The sequence below is a fragment of the Anaerobiospirillum succiniciproducens DSM 6400 genome, assembly GCF_000482845.1.
GTDB lineage: Bacteria > Pseudomonadota > Gammaproteobacteria > Enterobacterales > Succinivibrionaceae > Anaerobiospirillum > Anaerobiospirillum succiniciproducens.
The window spans coordinates 56,536-75,522 of sequence record NZ_AXWV01000018.1; the positions used below are offsets into that span (position 1 = coordinate 56,536).

An 18,987-nucleotide genomic window follows, 5' to 3' on the forward strand; every position below is an offset into this window, starting at 1 on the left:
CGTTGTACTTTCCCTAAGTCCTATATTCATAAAGAAGCCCTGCATATAGCAGGGCCTCTTGTGTACACAAGCTCAAATACTAGAGCTTGGTGTAATCTTTAAGTGCTGATACTACCTTGTCCATTTGCATAGCATGAGAGCCCTTTACCAAACAGGTAGTATGCTCATGTTGATCAGCTTTTTCTTTAAGGTAGTTCTTCAAGAAGGTAATTAACGTATCGTGGTCAGTAAAGTGCAACGCATTACGTCCCATTTCCTTTACTGAGTACTGTGAGAGAGGACCAATGCATAAGAGCTGATCGATCTTGTCTTTAGCATGAGCGCCAACAGCTGCGTGTAACTCAACCTCAGCATTGCCAAGTTCACCCATATCGCCAAAGACGAGTACCTTAGAGCCATTAAAGGTGCTTAAAGTATCAACTGCTGCAATTACTGCATTGTATGAGGCGTTATAAGCATCATCAATCAAAGTCAAAGAGTCATTGACCTCAATTGGGGTTAAACGTCCCTTCATATTTTGCGTATTGCTAAGACCTGCAACTACATCGCTAGCTTTAGCACCCATGACCATGGATAGTAAAGCCGCACCGGCTGCATTAATGGCGTTATGACGGCCTAAAGCATTGATGGTGATCTTCTCATCAATCTTAAAGCGCTCATCATTGCTATGCAGTCTGAAGCTTAAACCATTAGTGCTAGCCTCAATCTCACTTACCTGCATGTCTGACTCGTCAGACTCGCCAAATGACAGTAAACGACCTGCCTTCATATAAGCTTCGTAGTCACGCTTCCAAGAGGCAAACCACTCGCTATCACTTGGAACAATGGCGGTTCCAGGCTCGGCATAAGGCTCTATCTGTGCACATGGCTTGTTAGAGTGCTTAGGAGCTTTTGGTGCCTTAGGAGCCTCATAGGCACTCTTACCCATCTTTCCAGAATGGAAAGGACAACCAGCAGCTGCAGCAGCTGCGGCAATACCAGCATCATCAGCACCATGAGCGCCCATGATCTTGGTTAAATCGATCTTTGGATGTCCTGGCGGCAGCATATCAGCCTTATGACCATGCACAGGGCAACCGCCCTCATAGCCACCTGGATGACCCATTGGATGACCGCCCATATGTGGGTGACCACTGGCATGAGGATGACCTGCCATCTTGCTATGGTCAACTGGGCAACCGCCCTCATGGCCACCTGGATGACCCATTGGATGACCGCCCATATGTGGGTGACCACCTGCATGTGGATGACCTGCCATCTTGCTATGGTCAACTGGACAACCGCCCTCATGGCCACCTGGATGTCCGCCCATATGTGGGTGACCGGTTGGATGGCCCATTGGTGGATGACCACCGCCGTGACCATGGCCCATAGGACAGCCACCACCATGCCCAGCCATATGAGGATGGCCGCCTGGGTGACCCATTGGTGGGTGACCACCTGGGTGACCACCTCCATGGCCGTGAGGCATGCCATGGCCATGACCCATGCTCATTACGGGTGGTGTTGAAGTTGGGAAACCGCCTTTATTTGAAAACTCAGTTGCGTGAGCTGCGGCACGAGAGATTACGTCTTCAACAGATGAAGAGCCCTTTTGATGTAAGGTACGCTCACGAGCTGCCTTAATGCCATCAACATATGCTTTAGCAGCAGCCTCAGCATCATATGGCTCATATTGCTCAGGTAGACGGTAACGATCAAAGAGGCTATCTAAGATTTCTGACTTGCCCTTATATACACCCTCACGAGAGCCAAAGCCCATAATATGAGCCTCGCCTACATTGGTGATGAGTGCGTATTGAGCCTTTACAAACTCACAGGTACGCTCAATATCGCCAAGATGGCTAGCACCCTGCTCGATTACTGCAAAGTCATAAGAATCATCTAAACGACGTAAGGTTAAAGGAACACCCACATCGTTATTGAAGTTACCTTCGGTATAAAGTGTCTTACCAAGCTCGCTTAAGATTGACGCAGTCATCTCTTTAACGGTGGTCTTACCGCAAGAACCAGTAATTGCGCAGACTAATGCTTTTGCTTTGCAACGCACGATCTGGCCAGTTAAGCCAAGCAAACGTAAGGTGTCTTTACACTCTAAGACCATGACCTCATCAAGCTTTGAAGCGTCATCGCCTAATGATGCCTTAAGTTCATCCATACTACGAGATGAGGCAATAATCTTTGCGCCATTTGAAATAGCATCACCGATGAAGTCGTGGGCATCAAAACGCTCACCCTTTAAAGGAACAAACAAGGTTTTATCGTTGTTAATGTCCTTAGAGGAAGTGGATACAAACTCAATTACTTGGTTTCTATCCATACCCTCTTGGGCAGCCTTTGTTCCTATGTGCAGCTCGCCTTGAGCAAGTCGCAATAACTCATGAATAGCAAAAGCAATCATATTCAATCCCTATTTGCTGCTCTCTGAAGTGCTCTTTTTAGCGCTTGGAGCTGCTTTGCGTGCAGCAGTTTTAGCTGCTGACTTTACTGAATTCTTAGAGGCACTTGCCTTAGTTACAGGCTTCTTAGCTGTAGTAGCCTTAGTGGCTGTTGTCTTCTTTGCTGCAGTTGCCTTGCTTGCAGCAGCCTTGGTAGTAGCTACCTTCTTGGCTGCAGTTGCTTTGCTTGCAGCGGTCTTGGTGGCTGGCTTCTTGGCTGCAGTTGCCTTGCTTGCAGCGGTCTTGGTGGCTGGCTTCTTGGCTGCAGTTGCCTTGGTTGAAGCTACTTTGGTGGCTGGCTTCTTGGCTGCAGTAGCCTTGGTTGAAGCTGCCTTTGTGGTGACTGGCTTTTTGGCTGCGGTAGCCTTGGTTGAAGCGGCCTTGGTTGCAGTTGCCTTGGTTGAAGCGGCCTTGGTGGCTGGCTTCTTGGCTGCAGTTGCCTTGGTTGAGGATGCTTTGGCCTTTGCCTTAGTGACTGGCTTTTTGGACTGTTTGGCTGGCTTGTCTGAGTTGCTGTTTGTCTTGGTATCTTGCTTAATGCCTAAGAGTTCACAGCAAATCTCACGATCTGAGAAGTGGATAGTCTTATCTGGGAAGATTTGATAATCCTCATGACCCTTGCCAGCAATGACTACGCAGTCATTCTTGTTGGCATGCTCAAAAGCAAAACGAATGGCCTGATAACGGTCATGTACGATGATGACATTGCGATCTGCTCGAGATGCTGGAGGCAGCATGGCAGGAATAGCAAAGCTTTCCTTATGCGCCTCATAGTAATCAGCCCGCTCTTCTACGTTAACAATGCTCTTATCGGACTTGATACGAATGTCATCGTACTCTTCAAAGCTAAATACTTCTTTAAGCTTAGCTACAGCCTTTTCAAAGACAGAAATGGCCTTTAAGAACACGCCCTCGGAGCTAAAGCCATCGATAGCATTTTCTTGTTGCTCAAACTGCTCGATGAGCTTAAAGCTGTTTTTAACCTCAGTAAGTAAAGTACCATCAATGGCGCTTTTAACCTTAGATAACTGATTTGGGCTTAAAAGACCAAGTTTGTCGGCCTTCTTAGTCACAATCAGGTCATTAACAAAGAGCTTTAAGTTATCGTAAAGATCTTCAGCCTTACGAACTGCGCTTTCAGCGGCGTTACTGTCGATCGCCATCATCATGTCATCGATAATGAGATCTAATGGCTCAGAACGTGGATTATCAGCAGTGAAAATAGCGTAATCGGAGTATACAGAGGCTTTCATGGCCATTAAAGGACGCTTGCCACTGTCACGATCGCCACCACAACCTACGATAGAGAAGATACGACCCTCACCTTGATTATGGTACTGTGCAGCCTTTAAAGCTTGCTCTACACCATCTGGAGTATGGGCATAATCAACAATCAGACGTGGTTTATCAGCGCCACTAAAGCACTCCATACGACCAGTGATTGGCTTTAACTCAGGAGTAATACGCATCAAATGCTTGATGTCGTAACCCATAGATAAAAGCACACCTAAAGCTACAGCATAGTTCTCTGCATTGAAGTAGCCGAGCAAGTTCAAATTAGTACGAGAAGTCTTCTTCTCTGAAGTGTTGATGAGTAACTCTAAAGAAGATGGTTTGAATGAAACACGCTTAATGTTAAGCATATGGCTCAAGCTCTTTGGTACATCATCAAGACCTAAGTTAACCTGATAAGCACCTGAGATGGTTTCAGCATAGCGCTTACCCACATCATTCTTGCAGTTTAAGACTAAACGAGCAGGAGGAATGGTGCGCAGGAAGTTGAGCTTAGAGCAGAAGTAATCTTCCATAGTCTCGTGATAATCAAGATGATCACGGCTAAGGTTACTAAAAGCACCAGCATAAAAAGATAGCCCTGCTACGCGACCTTCACAGTAGCCAATCGATGACACCTCAAGCACCGCATAATCAGCACCTTGCTCAACAAAACTAGCGAGCTCACGCTGCAGAGAAATAGCATCCATGGTGGTGTTGGCTGACTTTTGGAGATTATCGACAAAACCATAACCTAAGGTGCCAAATACTGCGCACTTGTGACCACACTTATTAAGCATCTGAGCAATCAAGTTAGTAATAGTGCTCTTGCCGTTAGTGCCAGTAACACCGATGAGGCGTAACTTCTCAGATGGATTACCATAGATAAAGCCAGCTAAACCTGACAGGCTCTTGCCACGAGGTAGCACAATGCGCAGCATCTTAGCCTCAGCAATGATACGAGCCTCTTCACTATCATCAGTTGCATGATAGTCGCTTACAGCTAAATCCTGATTAGACTGATACTTGTTAATGACGCAATACCCAGAGCGCTTGAGACGAGATAAAGTATCCTTAGTCTCAGTATTCGGCTCGTAATTGCTAGACTTTAAAGCCTCACCTGCAGCAGCCTTGTCTGCATCGATAGTCTCTAAAGGAAAACCGCTGACTTGATCTTCAGGAGCATCAATCAAAATCGCAACTGCACCCTTTTGCTTGATCTCTTCAATGTGATCAAAAGGATTATAGTGCGCACCCTTTTTAGCGTAGTAGATGGTGCCCTTAGTGACGCGACGAGAGTCGCACTCAATACCAGTAACTACGATACGAGGTAAGAACTCGCGCACACGCTCATTGAAAACCTGAGAAATCTCCAAGTAGTCGCATACACTAGCAAGAGTACCTTCAAACTTCATACAACGATTCCAATCAATGCGCCTTTCGGCCTGCAGGAGAATAAGAACTTTAGTCCCTATCCTATTAACTACAGCTTAATTCTTTGCAAGACAAACCATAGCTTAAGTTTGCCTCATACAATCAATCCAAACTAAGTTACTAATAGCTCAGCGAGGATAATTTAAATTTGTTTTGTGCAACAGCATATTTTAACCGCTTTTGCTGCCTTATCTTCCGCTTATGCAAGCTTATCTTATAAGCGGCATAAAGACCTTGATTACTCAAGCTTTGCAAGCTCCTCTTCAGTCTTATCTGGAGGAATGTTATACAGCTGTAGAGCTTTGGTCATGATTTCATTGAATGCCATACCATTTACGGCACCACCGAAATGACTTACTGCTTGAGGTCTAAAGACTACAATAACCAAGGCAAAACGAGGATCTGAAAGCGGTCCAAAACCTACGAATGAGGATACGTACTCATTGGCGTAGGCACCGTCACGCGCAATGTGGGCAGTACCAGTCTTGCCCGCAATGTTATAGCGGGTAATGGCAGCACGACGACCAGAGCCACGATCAACTACGCCCTTGAGCGCAGTATGCATGCGACGGATTTCAGTAATATTAGCAACCTGCTGATATTTTGGAGTTTCAACCGTTCTTAAAATACTAACTGGTACCTTGGCACCGTAATTGGCTAAGGTTGCATAAGAAGAGGCCAACTGCAGCGAAGTCACAGTTAAACCGTAACCATAAGCAAAAGTAGCCTTATCGATCTCAGACCAGAAGGTACGGTTAGCGTAGATATTGCCATTAACCTCACCAGCAAGACCTGAGTTAGTATTGGAGCCAAAGCCAAAACGCTCCAGCATGGAAATCATTGGACCTTGACCAATACGCTGACCAATATGCGCCATACCAATATTGGAAGAATGCTCTAAGATGTCAAAGAGCTTACCGCTATCCATCTTATGGCTATCAGTAATTCTCTTGCCATTTACAACATATGGATGGGTATCAAAAGTCTCGTTCCAAGTAACCATGCCTGACTCTAAGGCGCCTAAAGCGATAATTGGCTTAATGGTAGAACCAGGCTCAAAGGTATCGGTAATGGTACGGTTACGTGCTAAAGATGCGTTAAAGACCGAACGATCATTTGGATCAAAGCTTGGGAAGTTAACCATAGCCATAACTTCACCAGTCTTAACATCCATCATGACAGCTGATGCATATTCAGCCTGAAACTTATTAACGGTTTTTTCTAATGCCTCATAGGCAAAGGTTTGCAGACGGTCATCTACGCTTAAGACAAGGTTACCACCCACTTTACCCTCTTTGACCACGCCTAAGTTTTCAATTACATGGCCTTCAAGATCTTTTTTGGCCTTAACCTTAGATGGTGATGAGGATAAGAACTCGTTAAAGCTTGCTTCAATACCATATACACCATTACCTTCACTATTAACAAAGCCAACTAAGTGGGCATTAACAGGGCCAGTTGTGTAATAACGCTGGTAGTTATCGGAGATGGTCAGACCAGGCACATCTAAACGCTCTAACTCACGAGCCTTATTGAGCATCAAGTATTGCTTTAAGCGCACATAACGACGCTCTTCATTGGAAATCTTATCAAAGAGCTCTTTAGGATCAATCTCTAAGATGGATGCGATCTTTCGCAGCAGTTCTGCGTTATGGGTAACCTTTTTGTCATTTAAGATTTTGGCATCTGCCACTACAGACTTTGAAGGCACAGAAAGAGCCAAGATCTTACCGTTACGATCAGTAATCAGACCGCGAGCTGGCTCATTGACATAATGACGAATAGTGCGGCTTTCACCCTCTTTAATGAGACGCTCAGGATTAATGATCTGAATCCACATCAGTCGTCCCACTAACAAAGAGATGGAGGCAAAAATAACCATCCAGATAATGGTGATTCTAAAAAATGTCAGCTTGTAATACTGACTACTACCCTGCTCACTACCCTCTGCAAGATCTACTTCTTTATTCAGCGCAGACACTTCGTTGCTAACGGATAGCGAATTGTTAAAAGACTGCCCCTGTCTACCTTGACGACGTGCATTTGCGCCACGGCCGCCTTTAGACAAAGCTCCAGCTTTTAATTTAGACATGAAGTTAAACAACGACATATGCTTATCCGATAAAGAAACGATTGCAATATCACACCATAAAGCAACATGCCATGTGCATCTAGGCTAAGCTTGGCAGTGCATCTAGTTTAGCAAGGCTCACACAAGCATGCTAAGTTAGCATTTGCCTTGCTTGATGGGCTAAGCTTGGCTTGGCCTAGCTAGGCTAGGCTAGGCTATGCCTTGCTTGCTTGGCTAAGTTCAGCTTAGCCTAGCTAGGCTGTGCCTTGCTTGATGAGCTAAGTTCGGCTGAGCCTAGCTAGGCTCGACCTCGTTAATTGCTGCAGCACTGCGCTTAAGAACATCTTAGGCTATCTTAATCTGCCATTAAAGTAAGCTTGGCTATAGATGACGTAAGTTGTCTATGAGTTTTAGTCTCAGATAACGCACCACACTCACGTCACCCTTATATGCATAGCGCACACACTATGGGCATGGTATATGATGAAACATGAATTATAAGGCAAAACATGCTCATAGGACGCATTACGCTAAAATTGCCCATTAGTAATACCATTTAGGCCAACATATCTGCCATTTTCAGCAGTCAAAAAACTAAACTGAGTTTAGATAACTGCTTGTGCCGCTGTGATTTTAGTAGTTTGGTTCCTGAAGGAGCAATTTACGGCTGACTTGATGGATGCTTAACGTCTTATGGTTTGAGTAACATTACTAAGAAAAGCAATTTCACATAGCGATAGGCACAAAAAAACGCAGCGGCCATGGGGTCAACTGCGTTTTTTGCTTTATGTGCACTTTAAGGCACGCTTATTTTAAGGAGATAACCACCTCATTTTCGGTACGTGGTGAGGACATGTTCATTTGACCTGATGCCACAGTACGAATCGAGGCATGCTCAGATAAACGCTGTTTTTGCGCAATTAAGATGAGCTGCTGCTTTTCAAGCTCTTCGTTAGTAAAACGAACCTCATTGAGGCGAGCGGTTAAATCGCGAGTATCTTGCACCTGATAAACCTTAAACAAGCACAATGCACACACGGTAATAGCTAAAGAGTAAGTAAGCCAGTTATTGCCAAACTCACCAAGGAGCATTGGTAAAAGACGCTGCTCACGCTTAGTGCCGTAATCATCTGAGATGGTTAAGGTGCTGCCATAAGTGCGCTTAGTATTAGCACCCTCAACCGTCTCAAAGTCATCTTCATCCTCTACGCTAATGCTAACGCCTGATGAAGCTGCAGCTGAACTTACACGAGCACCTGAATCGGTACCGGTCATTCTAGCTTCTTCGACAATAGTAATATTGCCAGTTACAAAGTCTTCAACTTCTGCAGAGCCTGAGATCTCTTCTTCTTGAGATAAAACATTGCTCTGACGACGACGCTCTTCAATCATGCCCAAGTCACGCTCGATTAAGGTGAACATGGCTGAAGAACGCTTATCTTCCTTTAAGGTTAAGATGTCAGAAACGCCAGCTGAGATACGCTCGCGATTGTTTGCATAGCGCTGCTCTTGCTCAGCATCTAAAATAACGTAACCTGAGTGAGGGTCAGTATTATCGCCTAAATGGGTAATCTCAATACCATTGCCAATGGAAGAACCATCAGGAGAGAGATTGTCGATAGTGCTCTTTTGAGCATTCTCGCCATCTAAACTAATCTCATCGTCAAGCTCATCAGCTACATCATCTGTATCTGACTTAACTTCATCGTTAGAAACAAAGTTGTCGTCTAGCTTAAAGATATTGTCATCATCATTAGCATTGAAGCTTAAGGAGCTATCTACATTCTCAAGCTTCATATCTAAAGCATCGTGGTGTGAAACGAGCTTTAAATCCTCTTCGTTTAAAGATGCATCACGCTCGTTGCCATCTGACTTTAAGAGGTTGGCAAAAGTGGAGGCAAGTGAAGAGACAGCATGGTCTGCAACTGATGATGCTGACTGAGCGATCTTACCCATGCCACTATCTACAATTGGGGCTTGAGTACGAGCACTATCAGTATAGTCCACAGATCCTAAGCTGATTAAGGATGCATTGTTATCGCTATCAACACTTGAACCTAATGAGAAGAGCTCATTATCATCAAGACGATCACGATTATGATGCATGAAGTTATTCATCTATTAATCCCCAGCTGCCAAACGCTCGGCTACACGTAAAGTTGCACTACGTGAACGCACGTTTAGAGCAAGTTCTTCTGGTGAAGCTTTAATTGCATGACCCACTGTATCTAAGGTGGCAGTCTGTCTGCGTAAACGATCTAGCTCAGCACTAGTTAAAGGAACTGATGATGGCACCTTTTCACCTTCACTTTCCTCTCTAAAGAAGGTCTTAACAATACGATCTTCAAGAGAGTGGAAAGAGATCACACACAGGCGTCCTTGAGGAGCTAACACTCCAATTGCGGACTTTAGTGCCTGCTTTAACTCATCAAGTTCTGAGTTGACCTCAATACGCAATGCCTGGAAACAGCGAGTTGCTTTGTGCTTTGGTGTTGGCTTGCCTGGAATGGCTGCTGCAATCACCGCAGCTAAATCTTTAGTATTGGTAAATGGCTGCTCTTCACGGCGACGGACGATGGCGCGAGCTACCTTGGTAGCAAAGCGCTCTTCACCATATACCTTGAAGATGTAGCTCAGCTGCTTTTCGTCATATTCAGAGATTACGCTCTGAGCAGACTTAGGAGCAGATTGATCCATACGCATATCTAAAGGGCCTTCCTTATCAAAAGAAAAACCTCTTTGACCATCATCTAGCTGTGGCGAGGAAACACCGATATCAAGCAAAATACCATCGATTTTGCCGACTAAATCTAGCTCCTCACAGACATCGGCTAAACGTGAGAATGGAGTATGGATAATTGAAAAACGTGGATCTTCTTTTTCAAGCTCACGACCAACTGCAACTGCAGTTAAATCACGATCAAGACCAATGAGTCGGCCATTTGGGCCGAGCTTTGAGAGGATCTGTCTTGAGTGACCACCACGACCAAAAGTGCCATCAATATAAACACCATCGGCCTTGATATTCAGTCCGTCCATGCACTCATGTAGCAAAACGGGAATATGGGTCAAAGCAGACATCCCAAAGTATCCTTCTAGAACTTATAAAAATAGCGACGCATAGGTTCAAGATTTTTAGTAACAATGACTAAATGAGCAAACAAACAAGAACAAGGCAGCACTCAAATGTTGCTGATTAAGATGAGGGGCAATAAGACGGAGCTATTACTCACAAGATAGGCAAGCAAGCTTGATCATCCATTCATCTTGGGACACTTGTACTTGCTTAAGCACGTATGAAGTCATGGCAACTAACGAAGAGTATGTAAGGTACATGTTGTAGCGTTTACTAAGGTATAAATTTAGGTCCAACTTTAATGACCTTCAATCTACTCCACATACCTTTAGTGCTGTTTAAGATCTCAGCGTGAAAAGATCACCGTTTTTATCTAATTAAATACAGCGTTACATGATGTCTGATCTTATAAGATCGTCAGATCAGACTCTCTCCTAAGATTGAGCCAATACGGAACTAGCCGTCAGAGCGGTTGCACACCACTCAATATTCAAATTATGTTTAAACAAGCAAACGAGAGCCGCGATCGCTTATATAAGCGCTGCGTGATCTTATAGGATAATTGCACTTTTCCTTAAAGATCCATGCTTAGTATAAGTATCTTTTAAAATTCGGCACACTCTAATGAAGCATTTTAATTGATGCGCGTACTTAACTCAATGAAAAGAGACCTAAACATGCATGCAATATCTAGATTTCTTGGTACCTAGGCATACCATTTTGAAGCTAATGAGCGAGATATCCTTTCAATCGCCCACTTTCCTAGATACACCATAGAGACCAAATGCACTAGTTTATTTTTGATGTTACTTTCATAACAAAGGCATATTTGACGCGAATTAATCTTTAATTACGCCATCTTTGACTGAGCGCAAATTGATCAAATATCTCTCTCATAGATACATTACGATTGTTTATTTAACAACCAATTTTAGAATCAATAGGTTATTTCTAAGCCACAAAACTTTTTTTCAAAAACCATGATCTCGTCACAAAAAAATTTTATAAATTGCCCTGTTTAAGATCGTAGAACGCTACACTATTAACCGCTGTTTCCCAATCAAGATCGCAGATCGCTACACTATTAACCACTGTTTCCCAATCAAGATCTTAAATAACCAAATACAAACCTACACCTAAGAGACGATCCTGTAGTAAAAATGATCATACTTACAGCTAAGCAGCATCTCTGATCTCAACATGAACTGTGGCGATCTTATACATCAAAAGATCAGAGCCGAGAGCAAAGATAAGATCTTGCGATCTCAAATTATTAAGATCTTAAAAAGTCAAACCACTTTCACTCAACTTCTTATGCCTTTACCCATGATCCGTGCATGTAACCCATACTTATAAAACAACCTCTATCGATCATCATAGGCCTAATGAGGTTGAATTTACCGAGCTATTTTTAGGCATAAAAAAAGGCAAATGGTTGCTACAAAATGTAGCCCTCATTTGCCTTTTTAAGCGCTCATTAATGGCGCCTGATTATGCTATTGCTAAGGAATAACCTAGCTTAAGCGATAAAGTCTTAATTACTTCTTCTCAACTAAGTTAAAGAACTGCAGACCAATTGGGTGAGTGAACTTACCTGAAATGTTTGGACGGTGAGCAGCTAAAGTCTTAGCGTGGGAGATAGTTAAGATAGGTAAATCCTCGTTTAAGATCTCAGCAGCACGCTTGTATAACTTAACGCGATTCTCACCATCAGCAACATGAGTTGCATCCTTGATTAAGGTATTGAACTCTTCGTTAACCCATAAGCCCTGGTTAGAGATTGGGTCGCTTGAAGAGAAGATATTGATGAAGTTATCAGGATCACCATTGTCACCAATCCAACCGATGAAGGTGAGATCCCACTTGTCGGTTAAGAGCTTGGACTTGAAGGTTGACCAGTCGTAAACGTCGATCTTAGCCTTAACGCCAACCTTAGCTAAATAAGCCTGAACAGCCTCAGCTAATACCTGACCACCAACAGTGTTGTAGATACGGGAGTTGGAGTAGGCAAGAATGGTCAGCTCCTTGATGCCCTTTTCTGCAAAGAACTTCTTAGCAGCTTCTGGGTTGTACTCAGCGCCCTTTAAGTTAGGGTCGTAGCCTGCCATGAAGGTTGGGAAGTATGAAGGAGCGTAAGTAGCGTAACCCTTGTATAAGGACTCTACCATCTCAGGAACATTGATAGCCTGAGAAATAGCCTTACGTACAGCTAAATCCTGAGTTAAATAACCATCACGGCAGTTGTATACCATGTAGTTAGTGTTATTACCCTCAGCCTCAAACACGACGTTGCCGCCCTGCTTAATTTGGTCGATAACGTTAGCATCGATACCGTTGATGATGTCAGCCTCACCGTTGTTTAAAGCAACTACACGAGCAGAGGTTTCCTTCATAATGCGGTAGATAACGTTCTGCACTGGTGGCTTGGCACCCCAATAATCTTCATTGGTAGTTAAGATCAGCTGCTGACCCTTGTCCCAAGCAACTAACTTGTATGGACCAGTACCAGCTGGGTTCTCCATTAAGTTATTGTTGTGCTTCTTTAAAGCGGTTGGGGATACGATTGGAGCAGCAAAGCACATGGCCATGTTGCGCAGGAATGGAGTGGAGCTCTCAGCAAGAGTTACCTTAACGGTGTACTTGTCGACAACTTCAGTGCTCTTTACACCAGCAAATACCAGTGGAGCATATGACATCTTAGGAACTAAGTTCTCTGGGCTCTGACGATCGAAGTTGAACTTAACAGCCTCAGCATCAAACTCAGTGCCATCGTGGAACTTAACGCCCTGACGGAGTTTGAAAGTGTATACAGTGCCGTCCTCAGAGATAGTCCAGCTCTCTGCCAAGCATGGCTCGATCTCGGTATTGTCAGCTTTGAACTTTAAGAGTGACTCGTAAAGGTTAGCATTGATGTTGCCAGAATCATTATCGTCAACTAATGCTGGATCAAGACCTAAAGGCTCAGTAGAAGTGGCAAAGAACACATTGTCCTGTGGCTTACGTGACAGTGGAGCGGCATCAACAGCTGATAAAGAAGTAGCTCCGAATACAACAGCTAAGGCAGCTGAAAGAAGAGTCTTTTTACTTAAGAACTTCATAAAAACTTCCTAATACGGACTGTAGATATCAATCCGCTTATAATTCCACATGCATGCGCGTGCATACATACCCAAAAGCACAGTCATCAAGACTGATGTATGACGGATCGTTTTGTACAAATCATTACTCTGTTTAAGTTACAAGCTCATCAATGGCATCGACATGTTGCTCAAAACATTAAGACATTTTGATCTGTATAAAGTTAAGACCCTCAACTTGTTGTCCCACGCTACAGTCAAACTGCAGATATGTGAACGTTAAGATGTGTACACATTTTCAGTTAAGCATAAGCAAAAGACAAGTTTATGCACCATGATGTAGGTTATCTGTGCATTATTTTGGGGCATATATGCTCTTTTCTGTACATATTGTATCTAGTAGGCACATTACGGGATATTTGATACTAATCCACCGTCACTACCACAGCTACACAATAGCTCTAAAGATAGTTAGCAAATAAATCTCTAGCGTTAGCAATGAAAGCACGTAAGTCAGTTCATTATAAGCATGTGACCATGAGCGAGTTATCAAGTCTCGCTTACGCCGAAAGCCCGCTGCAATCTAAAGTGGGCTTTTTTTGAATTACGCATCACTACAGCACCTCTTACTCACAGCGCCCGCACATCGACCTTAAAGCACACATCAGCTGCAAAACAAGTATCGCTAATCAAATCCATTGTCTGCTTGCATTATTCTTTTCTAAAGAAGATCGCCTGTTAGATCCAATACTTGCAAACTAAACGCAGGCATCTTTAGAAAGCCTCTACTTACAACCAGATAAGTTTTTTATCTTCACATCAGCGTGCCAAGTGAGTCTTACATATCTTATTCCAAACTGATATTTACGCCATTTTGATAGACTGAGCCACTTTGTTACTTACCTTTCTTTCACATAAATAAATAACTAATTAACAAAAAAGTGTGATCTTGCTAAGTATTTGCTAAGAAAGACACTATAAGATTAATCATGTGCCGAATGATGATCATATCCGCAGTTTTGAATCACAGTGCCCTGCAGAGCACCTAGCCTAGTAAGCTTAAGGCAATTCAAAACATAGCTTTATGTAGCCTTATATTAGACATTGCTCTAAGCACATAGAGTAAAGAAGTCCAAGACTACATTTACTAAGGTACACGTTAGGTATAAGTTGAGTTCTTAGTAGTCGTTTAGCACCTAAATATGACTACAAGGTCAAGTCATTTACTCTACTTATGCCCAAGAAAATATTGTTATCCAAAAGCCTATGCTGATGGCTAACAACACTGATCTATAACAGCTATCAACAGTGTTTTGGCCAGTGATCTCAAGAGTTATATTAAATGCCTTTAACTTCTTGAGTTCAGTGCCCAATACTCTGCTTGATAGTGCTATCAGTTTGCGGGAAATTAAAAATGAAGTCTTTAAAGTTATCTGCTGCTGCCATCGCTCTTGCTGGCCTTACCTTAGTTGCTTCTTCTGTTAACACTGCTTTTGCTGCAGATGCGCGTCCTTTAATCAGCGCTATGGAGAATGCCCAGGGCGAGCCTTCATTAGCTCCAATGTTAAAGAACGTTATCCCTGCAGTGGTGAACATCTCCGTAAAGGGTACCAAACAGGTTACTCCTATGTTTGATATCCCTGAGGAGTTCCGCTTCATGTTCCCTCAGTTTAACAATCAGAACCGTCAAAGAGAGTTCCGTGCTTTAGGCTCTGGTGTCATCATTGATGCCAAGGAAGGCTATATTGTTACCAACCACCACGTGGTTGACGATGCCTCAGAGATTCGCGTAGCTCTGTCCGATGGTCGTGAGTACGATGCCAAGAAAATCGGCTCTGATCCTCACACTGACTTAGCTCTGTTAAAGCTTAAAGATTTTGAAAACCTAACTGCCCTGCCTTTTGAGGCCAATGGCAATATGGAAGTTGGTGACTTCGTAGTTGCAATTGGTAATCCATTTGGCCTTGGTCAGACTGTGACATCAGGTATTGTCTCAGCTTTAGGCCGTACTGGTCTGAACATTGAAAACATCGAGAACTTCATTCAGACTGACGCTGCTATTAACTCAGGTAACTCTGGTGGTGCCTTAGTAAACTTAAGAGGCGAGTTAGTGGGTATTAATACCGCCATCTTAGGCCCTAATGGAGGCAACATCGGTATTGGTTTTGCCATTCCTGTAGATATGGTTAAGACTGTTATCGATCAGCTTAAGAACTACGGTGAAGTACGTCGTGGCACCTTAGGCGTTATCGGTACTGAGCTGACCCCAGATTTAGCAGAAAACTTCGGTTACAAGGGTAAGGCTGGTGCATTTGTTAACGAGGTTGTTGCCGATGGTGCTGCTGCTAAAGCTGGCATTAAGGCAGGCGATATCATCACCTCTGTAAACGGCAAGAAGATTAAGTCATTTGGTGAGCTCAGAGCCATTATCGCAACTATCGGTGCTAACAGCAGTGTTACTATTGGTCTCTTCCGTGATGGCAAGGAACTCACTGTAACTGCTAAGCTTCAAGAGCCAGATGAGATCAAGGGTTCAGATGCAGGTAAGCTCTCTACCTTCTTTGAGGGTGCTACTTTAAGCAACCACGATGGTGGTGGCGTTGAGGTAACTGAGGTGCAGCCACGTTCTGCAGCTGCTCAGTACGGTCTGCGCAAGGGTGATGTTATTACCTCTGTAAACCGCGATGCTGTTAAGAACATCAATGATCTCAAGCAGAAGATGGGCAAGTCTAAGGGCAAGTCCACCGCCTTACGCATCGAGCGTGGTGATCAGGCTATCTACGTAACAATCCGTGGCTAATCTTTTAGCATAGCTACTCGTTCTCATAGAGCATGCTCATAGAAGCCACACCTGAGGTTGATTATGGGCATAATCTAACATAGCTATATTGGCACAAACGATTTTCTGTACTTAACAGTTCTTCTAATACACAAAATCTTACTCAATTAAAGCCGGGCTCATATCCCGGCTTTTTCGTTTTTAAGGCATATGCCCTATCTTATGTCATTCATAAAAGGCTTCTTGCAGAGCTTTTTAGCTAAGTGCAGTGTGCCTATTAATAGCATCTCAAGCTTGCAATAAGATCTTTAACAATATGCTTGCTTAGTTTTTGCATCTCTCTGGCATAATAGTTTGCATGGCGTCAAATTATTGTTTTGGCACTGCTAGTGAACATAATGTAACTATCAAGATAGTTGGTTTCATCTTATAGGGACTTTTCTATGAGTAATAAGGTCAACTTTTATAAAAGACCTTGGTTCAAACTTGGACTAATCCCTATCGTATTGGGACTAATTGCTGCTGGAGTTGTAGTCAAAGTCCAACCTGAACTCGGTGAGTCTTTTGGTAATAATATCTATAACTCTGGACGAGATATTAAGTCTTTTTCCTATGCTGTTGGCCGTGCCTCACATAGTGTTGTGAACATCTATGTCTCTAAGCTCAACCATGACTATACCGGTATAGATAAGAACCGTGGCGAAATCACCACTTCTGCCTCTGGCGTGATCATGTCTTCAAACGGCTATATCGTCACTAACTATCATGTCATCCCATCGTTAAACGAGCCTAATCATGCTCTATGGGCTCAAACATCCGATGGCAAGCTCCATCAGGCCTTTATTGTAGGTTTTGATCGACGTACTGACATTGCGATCTTAAAGATCAATGCCCACAATCTCACTCCAATAGAAATTAATAACAAATACAAGCCAGCCGTTGGCGATATTGTTCTAGCTATTGGTAATCCAAATAATCTAGGCCTTACTGTAACTCACGGTATTATTTCAGCTACTGCGCGTACTGGATCAGGTCTGTTAACTCGTGAGCGTATGAATATTCGCGAGGGGCTACAAGACTTAATTCAGACTGATGCTCCAATCAACAGCGGCAACTCAGGTGGTGCTCTCGTTAATACCAATGGCGATCTTGTGGGTATCAACACTGCTGCAATTGAGTCTTCTCGTTTTGGCACCTATGGTATTGGCTTTGCCGTTCCTACAGCCCTAGTAGTACGAGTCATGAATGAAATCATTCAACATGGTCGTGTTATTCGTGGCTATCTTGGCATTAGTGATGAGAACGATAACCTGATTGCAGATAACAGCATAAAAGGCGTACTCGTTCGCTATATCGATCCACTAGGCCCTGCTGCTTTTTCAAATATCCGTATTGGCGATATTGTGGTAGCCGTGGACGGTAAAGAGATCGTTAACGTACGAGCTTTGATCGACGTGATCTCAAAAACTAAACCAGGCACACAGTTAGTTCTTACCGTTGATCGCAATGGTCGTCGCATTGATGCCCCTGTAACTGTGGCAGAAGATCGCCCTTACGTTAACTAACAAGCTTTAGATCCATTACCTTAGCAATGCATCATCCTGCAAAGCATACTCACCACTACATGATCAAGGAGCAGCTTGCATGCATGTAGCGTTATACAGCATAGGCGTTTGCAACCAAAGCTTTTGAAGATAAGGTATTGGCATCCCATCCGTCTACAGCACTAGCATTTGCTTCCTAAGCGCAGCATTCCAAGCTTTTGCAACACTGGTATTTCATCATTAGTATTTGCATCCTTAGCGTTTGCAAGCGTAAGGACATATGCCTAAATAGCATGCTGTATGGTGAGTAAGTTTGGTTTTGATGGTGATTGTGCTGTAAAGATACTTACAAGGTAATAGAGAATGGCGCGAAGCCTAATAAGAAGAGCGCAAGGCTCTTTTAGGAAAGTAGTGAGTTGACCTATAAGCCGGGTTCTGTTCTCTTGCGAGTGGCAATCATTCCTCTAGGCTTAAGCTCGCGCTTAAGCTCCAGCAATCTACCCGCTTCCCAGCGCGGACCACGCCCTATGGAAGACTATTTGATCTTGCTCCGGGTGGAGTTTACCGTGCCGTTAACTATTGCTAGCAACGCGGTGCGCTCTTACCGCACCCTTTCACCCTTACCTGAGCCCTAAGGCCATCGGCGGTCTGCTCTCTGTTGCACTGGTCGTGGACTCGCGCCCCCCAGATGTTATCTGGCACCCTGTCCTATGGAGCCCGGACTTTCCTCCCCCAAAACCGTATGCCTTAGCGCACGTGTTCTAGCAGCGATTGCCCAGTCAACTCGCGGGCGATTATAGCATAACGCGCTTGTCTGTCTATATAAACAGCTGCAAAAAAAGCCTTTCACTCTATAGGCTAAAAAGCCATAAACATGCACTTTGCCACCACACAGATCAAATGCACTCGTAGCTTGATTATATCTAGGCTATGTCCTTGATGATGGATGCATTCATAGCTTGATTTTATCTAGGCTATGTCCTTGATGATGGAATGCACTCATAGCTTGATTTTATCTAGGCTATGTCCTTGATGATGGAATGCACTCATAGCTTGATTTTATCTAGGCTATGTCCTTGATGATGGGATGCACTCATAGCTTGAGTTTATCTAGGCTATGTCCTTGATATTGATGGAGAACATACTGTCTGCAACATTGTCAGCATCAGGACTGAGATTAGAGAGCATAAAGTAGAATACCTTGGAGTGGTTATACATATTCAAATGACAGATCTCATGCATAATCACTGCTGCAGTTAGGTTGAACGGGTACATAGACAAATGAGGATTGAGTCT

At 43.7% G+C, this 18,987-nt stretch carries 9 protein-coding genes and 1 other RNA gene; 2 read left to right on the top strand and 8 right to left on the bottom strand.

Going from position 1 to position 18,987, the window contains the following annotated elements:
* Nucleotides 1-79: 79 nt before the first annotated feature.
* The 6 genes from H524_RS16260 to H524_RS0102800 all read right to left on the bottom strand — a co-directional run bounded on the left by H524_RS16260 (nucleotide 80) and on the right by H524_RS0102800 (nucleotide 13,389).
* Complete coding sequence (locus tag H524_RS16260; RefSeq protein ID WP_052338867.1) at nucleotides 80-2,401, bottom strand: Mur ligase family protein; 2,322 nt, start codon at nucleotides 2,399-2,401, stop codon at nucleotides 80-82.
* Nucleotides 2,402-2,410: 9 nt separating this feature from the next.
* Nucleotides 2,411-5,125 carry a Mur ligase family protein gene (locus tag H524_RS16265; RefSeq protein ID WP_052338868.1) on the bottom strand — a complete coding sequence of 905 codons (2,715 nt, stop codon included), beginning with the start codon at nucleotides 5,123-5,125 and terminating at the stop codon, nucleotides 2,411-2,413.
* A 257-nt stretch (nucleotides 5,126-5,382) separates the two neighbouring features.
* Nucleotides 5,383-7,254, bottom strand: coding sequence for a peptidoglycan D,D-transpeptidase FtsI family protein (locus H524_RS13905; protein WP_084281620.1), 1,872 nt, complete (start codon nucleotides 7,252-7,254; stop codon nucleotides 5,383-5,385).
* A gap of 768 nt (nucleotides 7,255-8,022) precedes the next feature.
* Nucleotides 8,023-9,333, bottom strand: a complete 1,311-nt coding sequence (locus H524_RS0102785) for a cell division protein FtsL (RefSeq protein ID WP_027939131.1) — start codon at nucleotides 9,331-9,333, stop codon at nucleotides 8,023-8,025.
* Between the two features lie 3 nt (nucleotides 9,334-9,336).
* Entirely contained in the window at nucleotides 9,337-10,296 is a 960-nt protein-coding gene (gene rsmH, locus H524_RS0102790; protein WP_027939132.1) for a 16S rRNA (cytosine(1402)-N(4))-methyltransferase RsmH, read from the bottom strand.
* 1,533 nt (nucleotides 10,297-11,829) lie between these two features.
* Entirely contained in the window at nucleotides 11,830-13,389 is a 1,560-nt protein-coding gene (locus tag H524_RS0102800) for an ABC transporter substrate-binding protein (protein WP_027939133.1), read from the bottom strand.
* 1,393 nt (nucleotides 13,390-14,782) lie between these two features.
* Here H524_RS0102800 and H524_RS0102805 point away from each other — a divergent pair.
* Both H524_RS0102805 and H524_RS0102810 read left to right on the top strand, forming a co-directional pair.
* A complete protein-coding gene (locus H524_RS0102805) occupies nucleotides 14,783-16,168 on the top strand; it encodes a DegQ family serine endoprotease (protein WP_027939134.1) in 1,386 nt (461 codons plus the stop codon).
* 422 nt (nucleotides 16,169-16,590) lie between these two features.
* Nucleotides 16,591-17,712 carry a S1C family serine protease gene (locus tag H524_RS0102810; RefSeq protein ID WP_027939135.1) on the top strand — a complete coding sequence of 374 codons (1,122 nt, stop codon included), beginning with the start codon at nucleotides 16,591-16,593 and terminating at the stop codon, nucleotides 17,710-17,712.
* A 387-nt stretch (nucleotides 17,713-18,099) separates the two neighbouring features.
* Here H524_RS0102810 and rnpB read toward each other — a convergent pair.
* Nucleotides 18,100-18,478: RNase P RNA component class A (gene rnpB / locus H524_RS16270), an RNA gene on the bottom strand.
* A gap of 323 nt (nucleotides 18,479-18,801) precedes the next feature.
* Nucleotides 18,802-18,987 (bottom strand): YgjP-like metallopeptidase domain-containing protein (locus H524_RS16985; protein ID WP_156907520.1); only part of this gene is annotated, 186 nt, incomplete at its 5' end.

Bases quoted from the DNA above. Each gene is read 5' to 3' on its own strand.
- H524_RS16260 (WP_052338867.1), bottom strand. From the start codon at position 2,401: ATGATTGCTTTTGCTATTCATGAGTTATTGCGACTTGCTCAAGGCGAG.
- H524_RS16265 (WP_052338868.1), bottom strand. From the start codon at position 5,125: ATGAAGTTTGAAGGTACTCTTGCTAGTGTATGCGACTACTTGGAGATT.
- H524_RS13905 (WP_084281620.1), bottom strand. From the start codon at position 7,254: ATGTCGTTGTTTAACTTCATGTCTAAATTAAAAGCTGGAGCTTTGTCT.
- H524_RS0102785 (WP_027939131.1), bottom strand. From the start codon at position 9,333: ATGAATAACTTCATGCATCATAATCGTGATCGTCTTGATGATAATGAG.
- rsmH (WP_027939132.1), bottom strand. From the start codon at position 10,296: ATGTCTGCTTTGACCCATATTCCCGTTTTGCTACATGAGTGCATGGAC.
- H524_RS0102800 (WP_027939133.1), bottom strand. From the start codon at position 13,389: ATGAAGTTCTTAAGTAAAAAGACTCTTCTTTCAGCTGCCTTAGCTGTT.
- H524_RS0102805 (WP_027939134.1), top strand. From the start codon at position 14,783: ATGAAGTCTTTAAAGTTATCTGCTGCTGCCATCGCTCTTGCTGGCCTT.
- H524_RS0102810 (WP_027939135.1), top strand. From the start codon at position 16,591: ATGAGTAATAAGGTCAACTTTTATAAAAGACCTTGGTTCAAACTTGGA.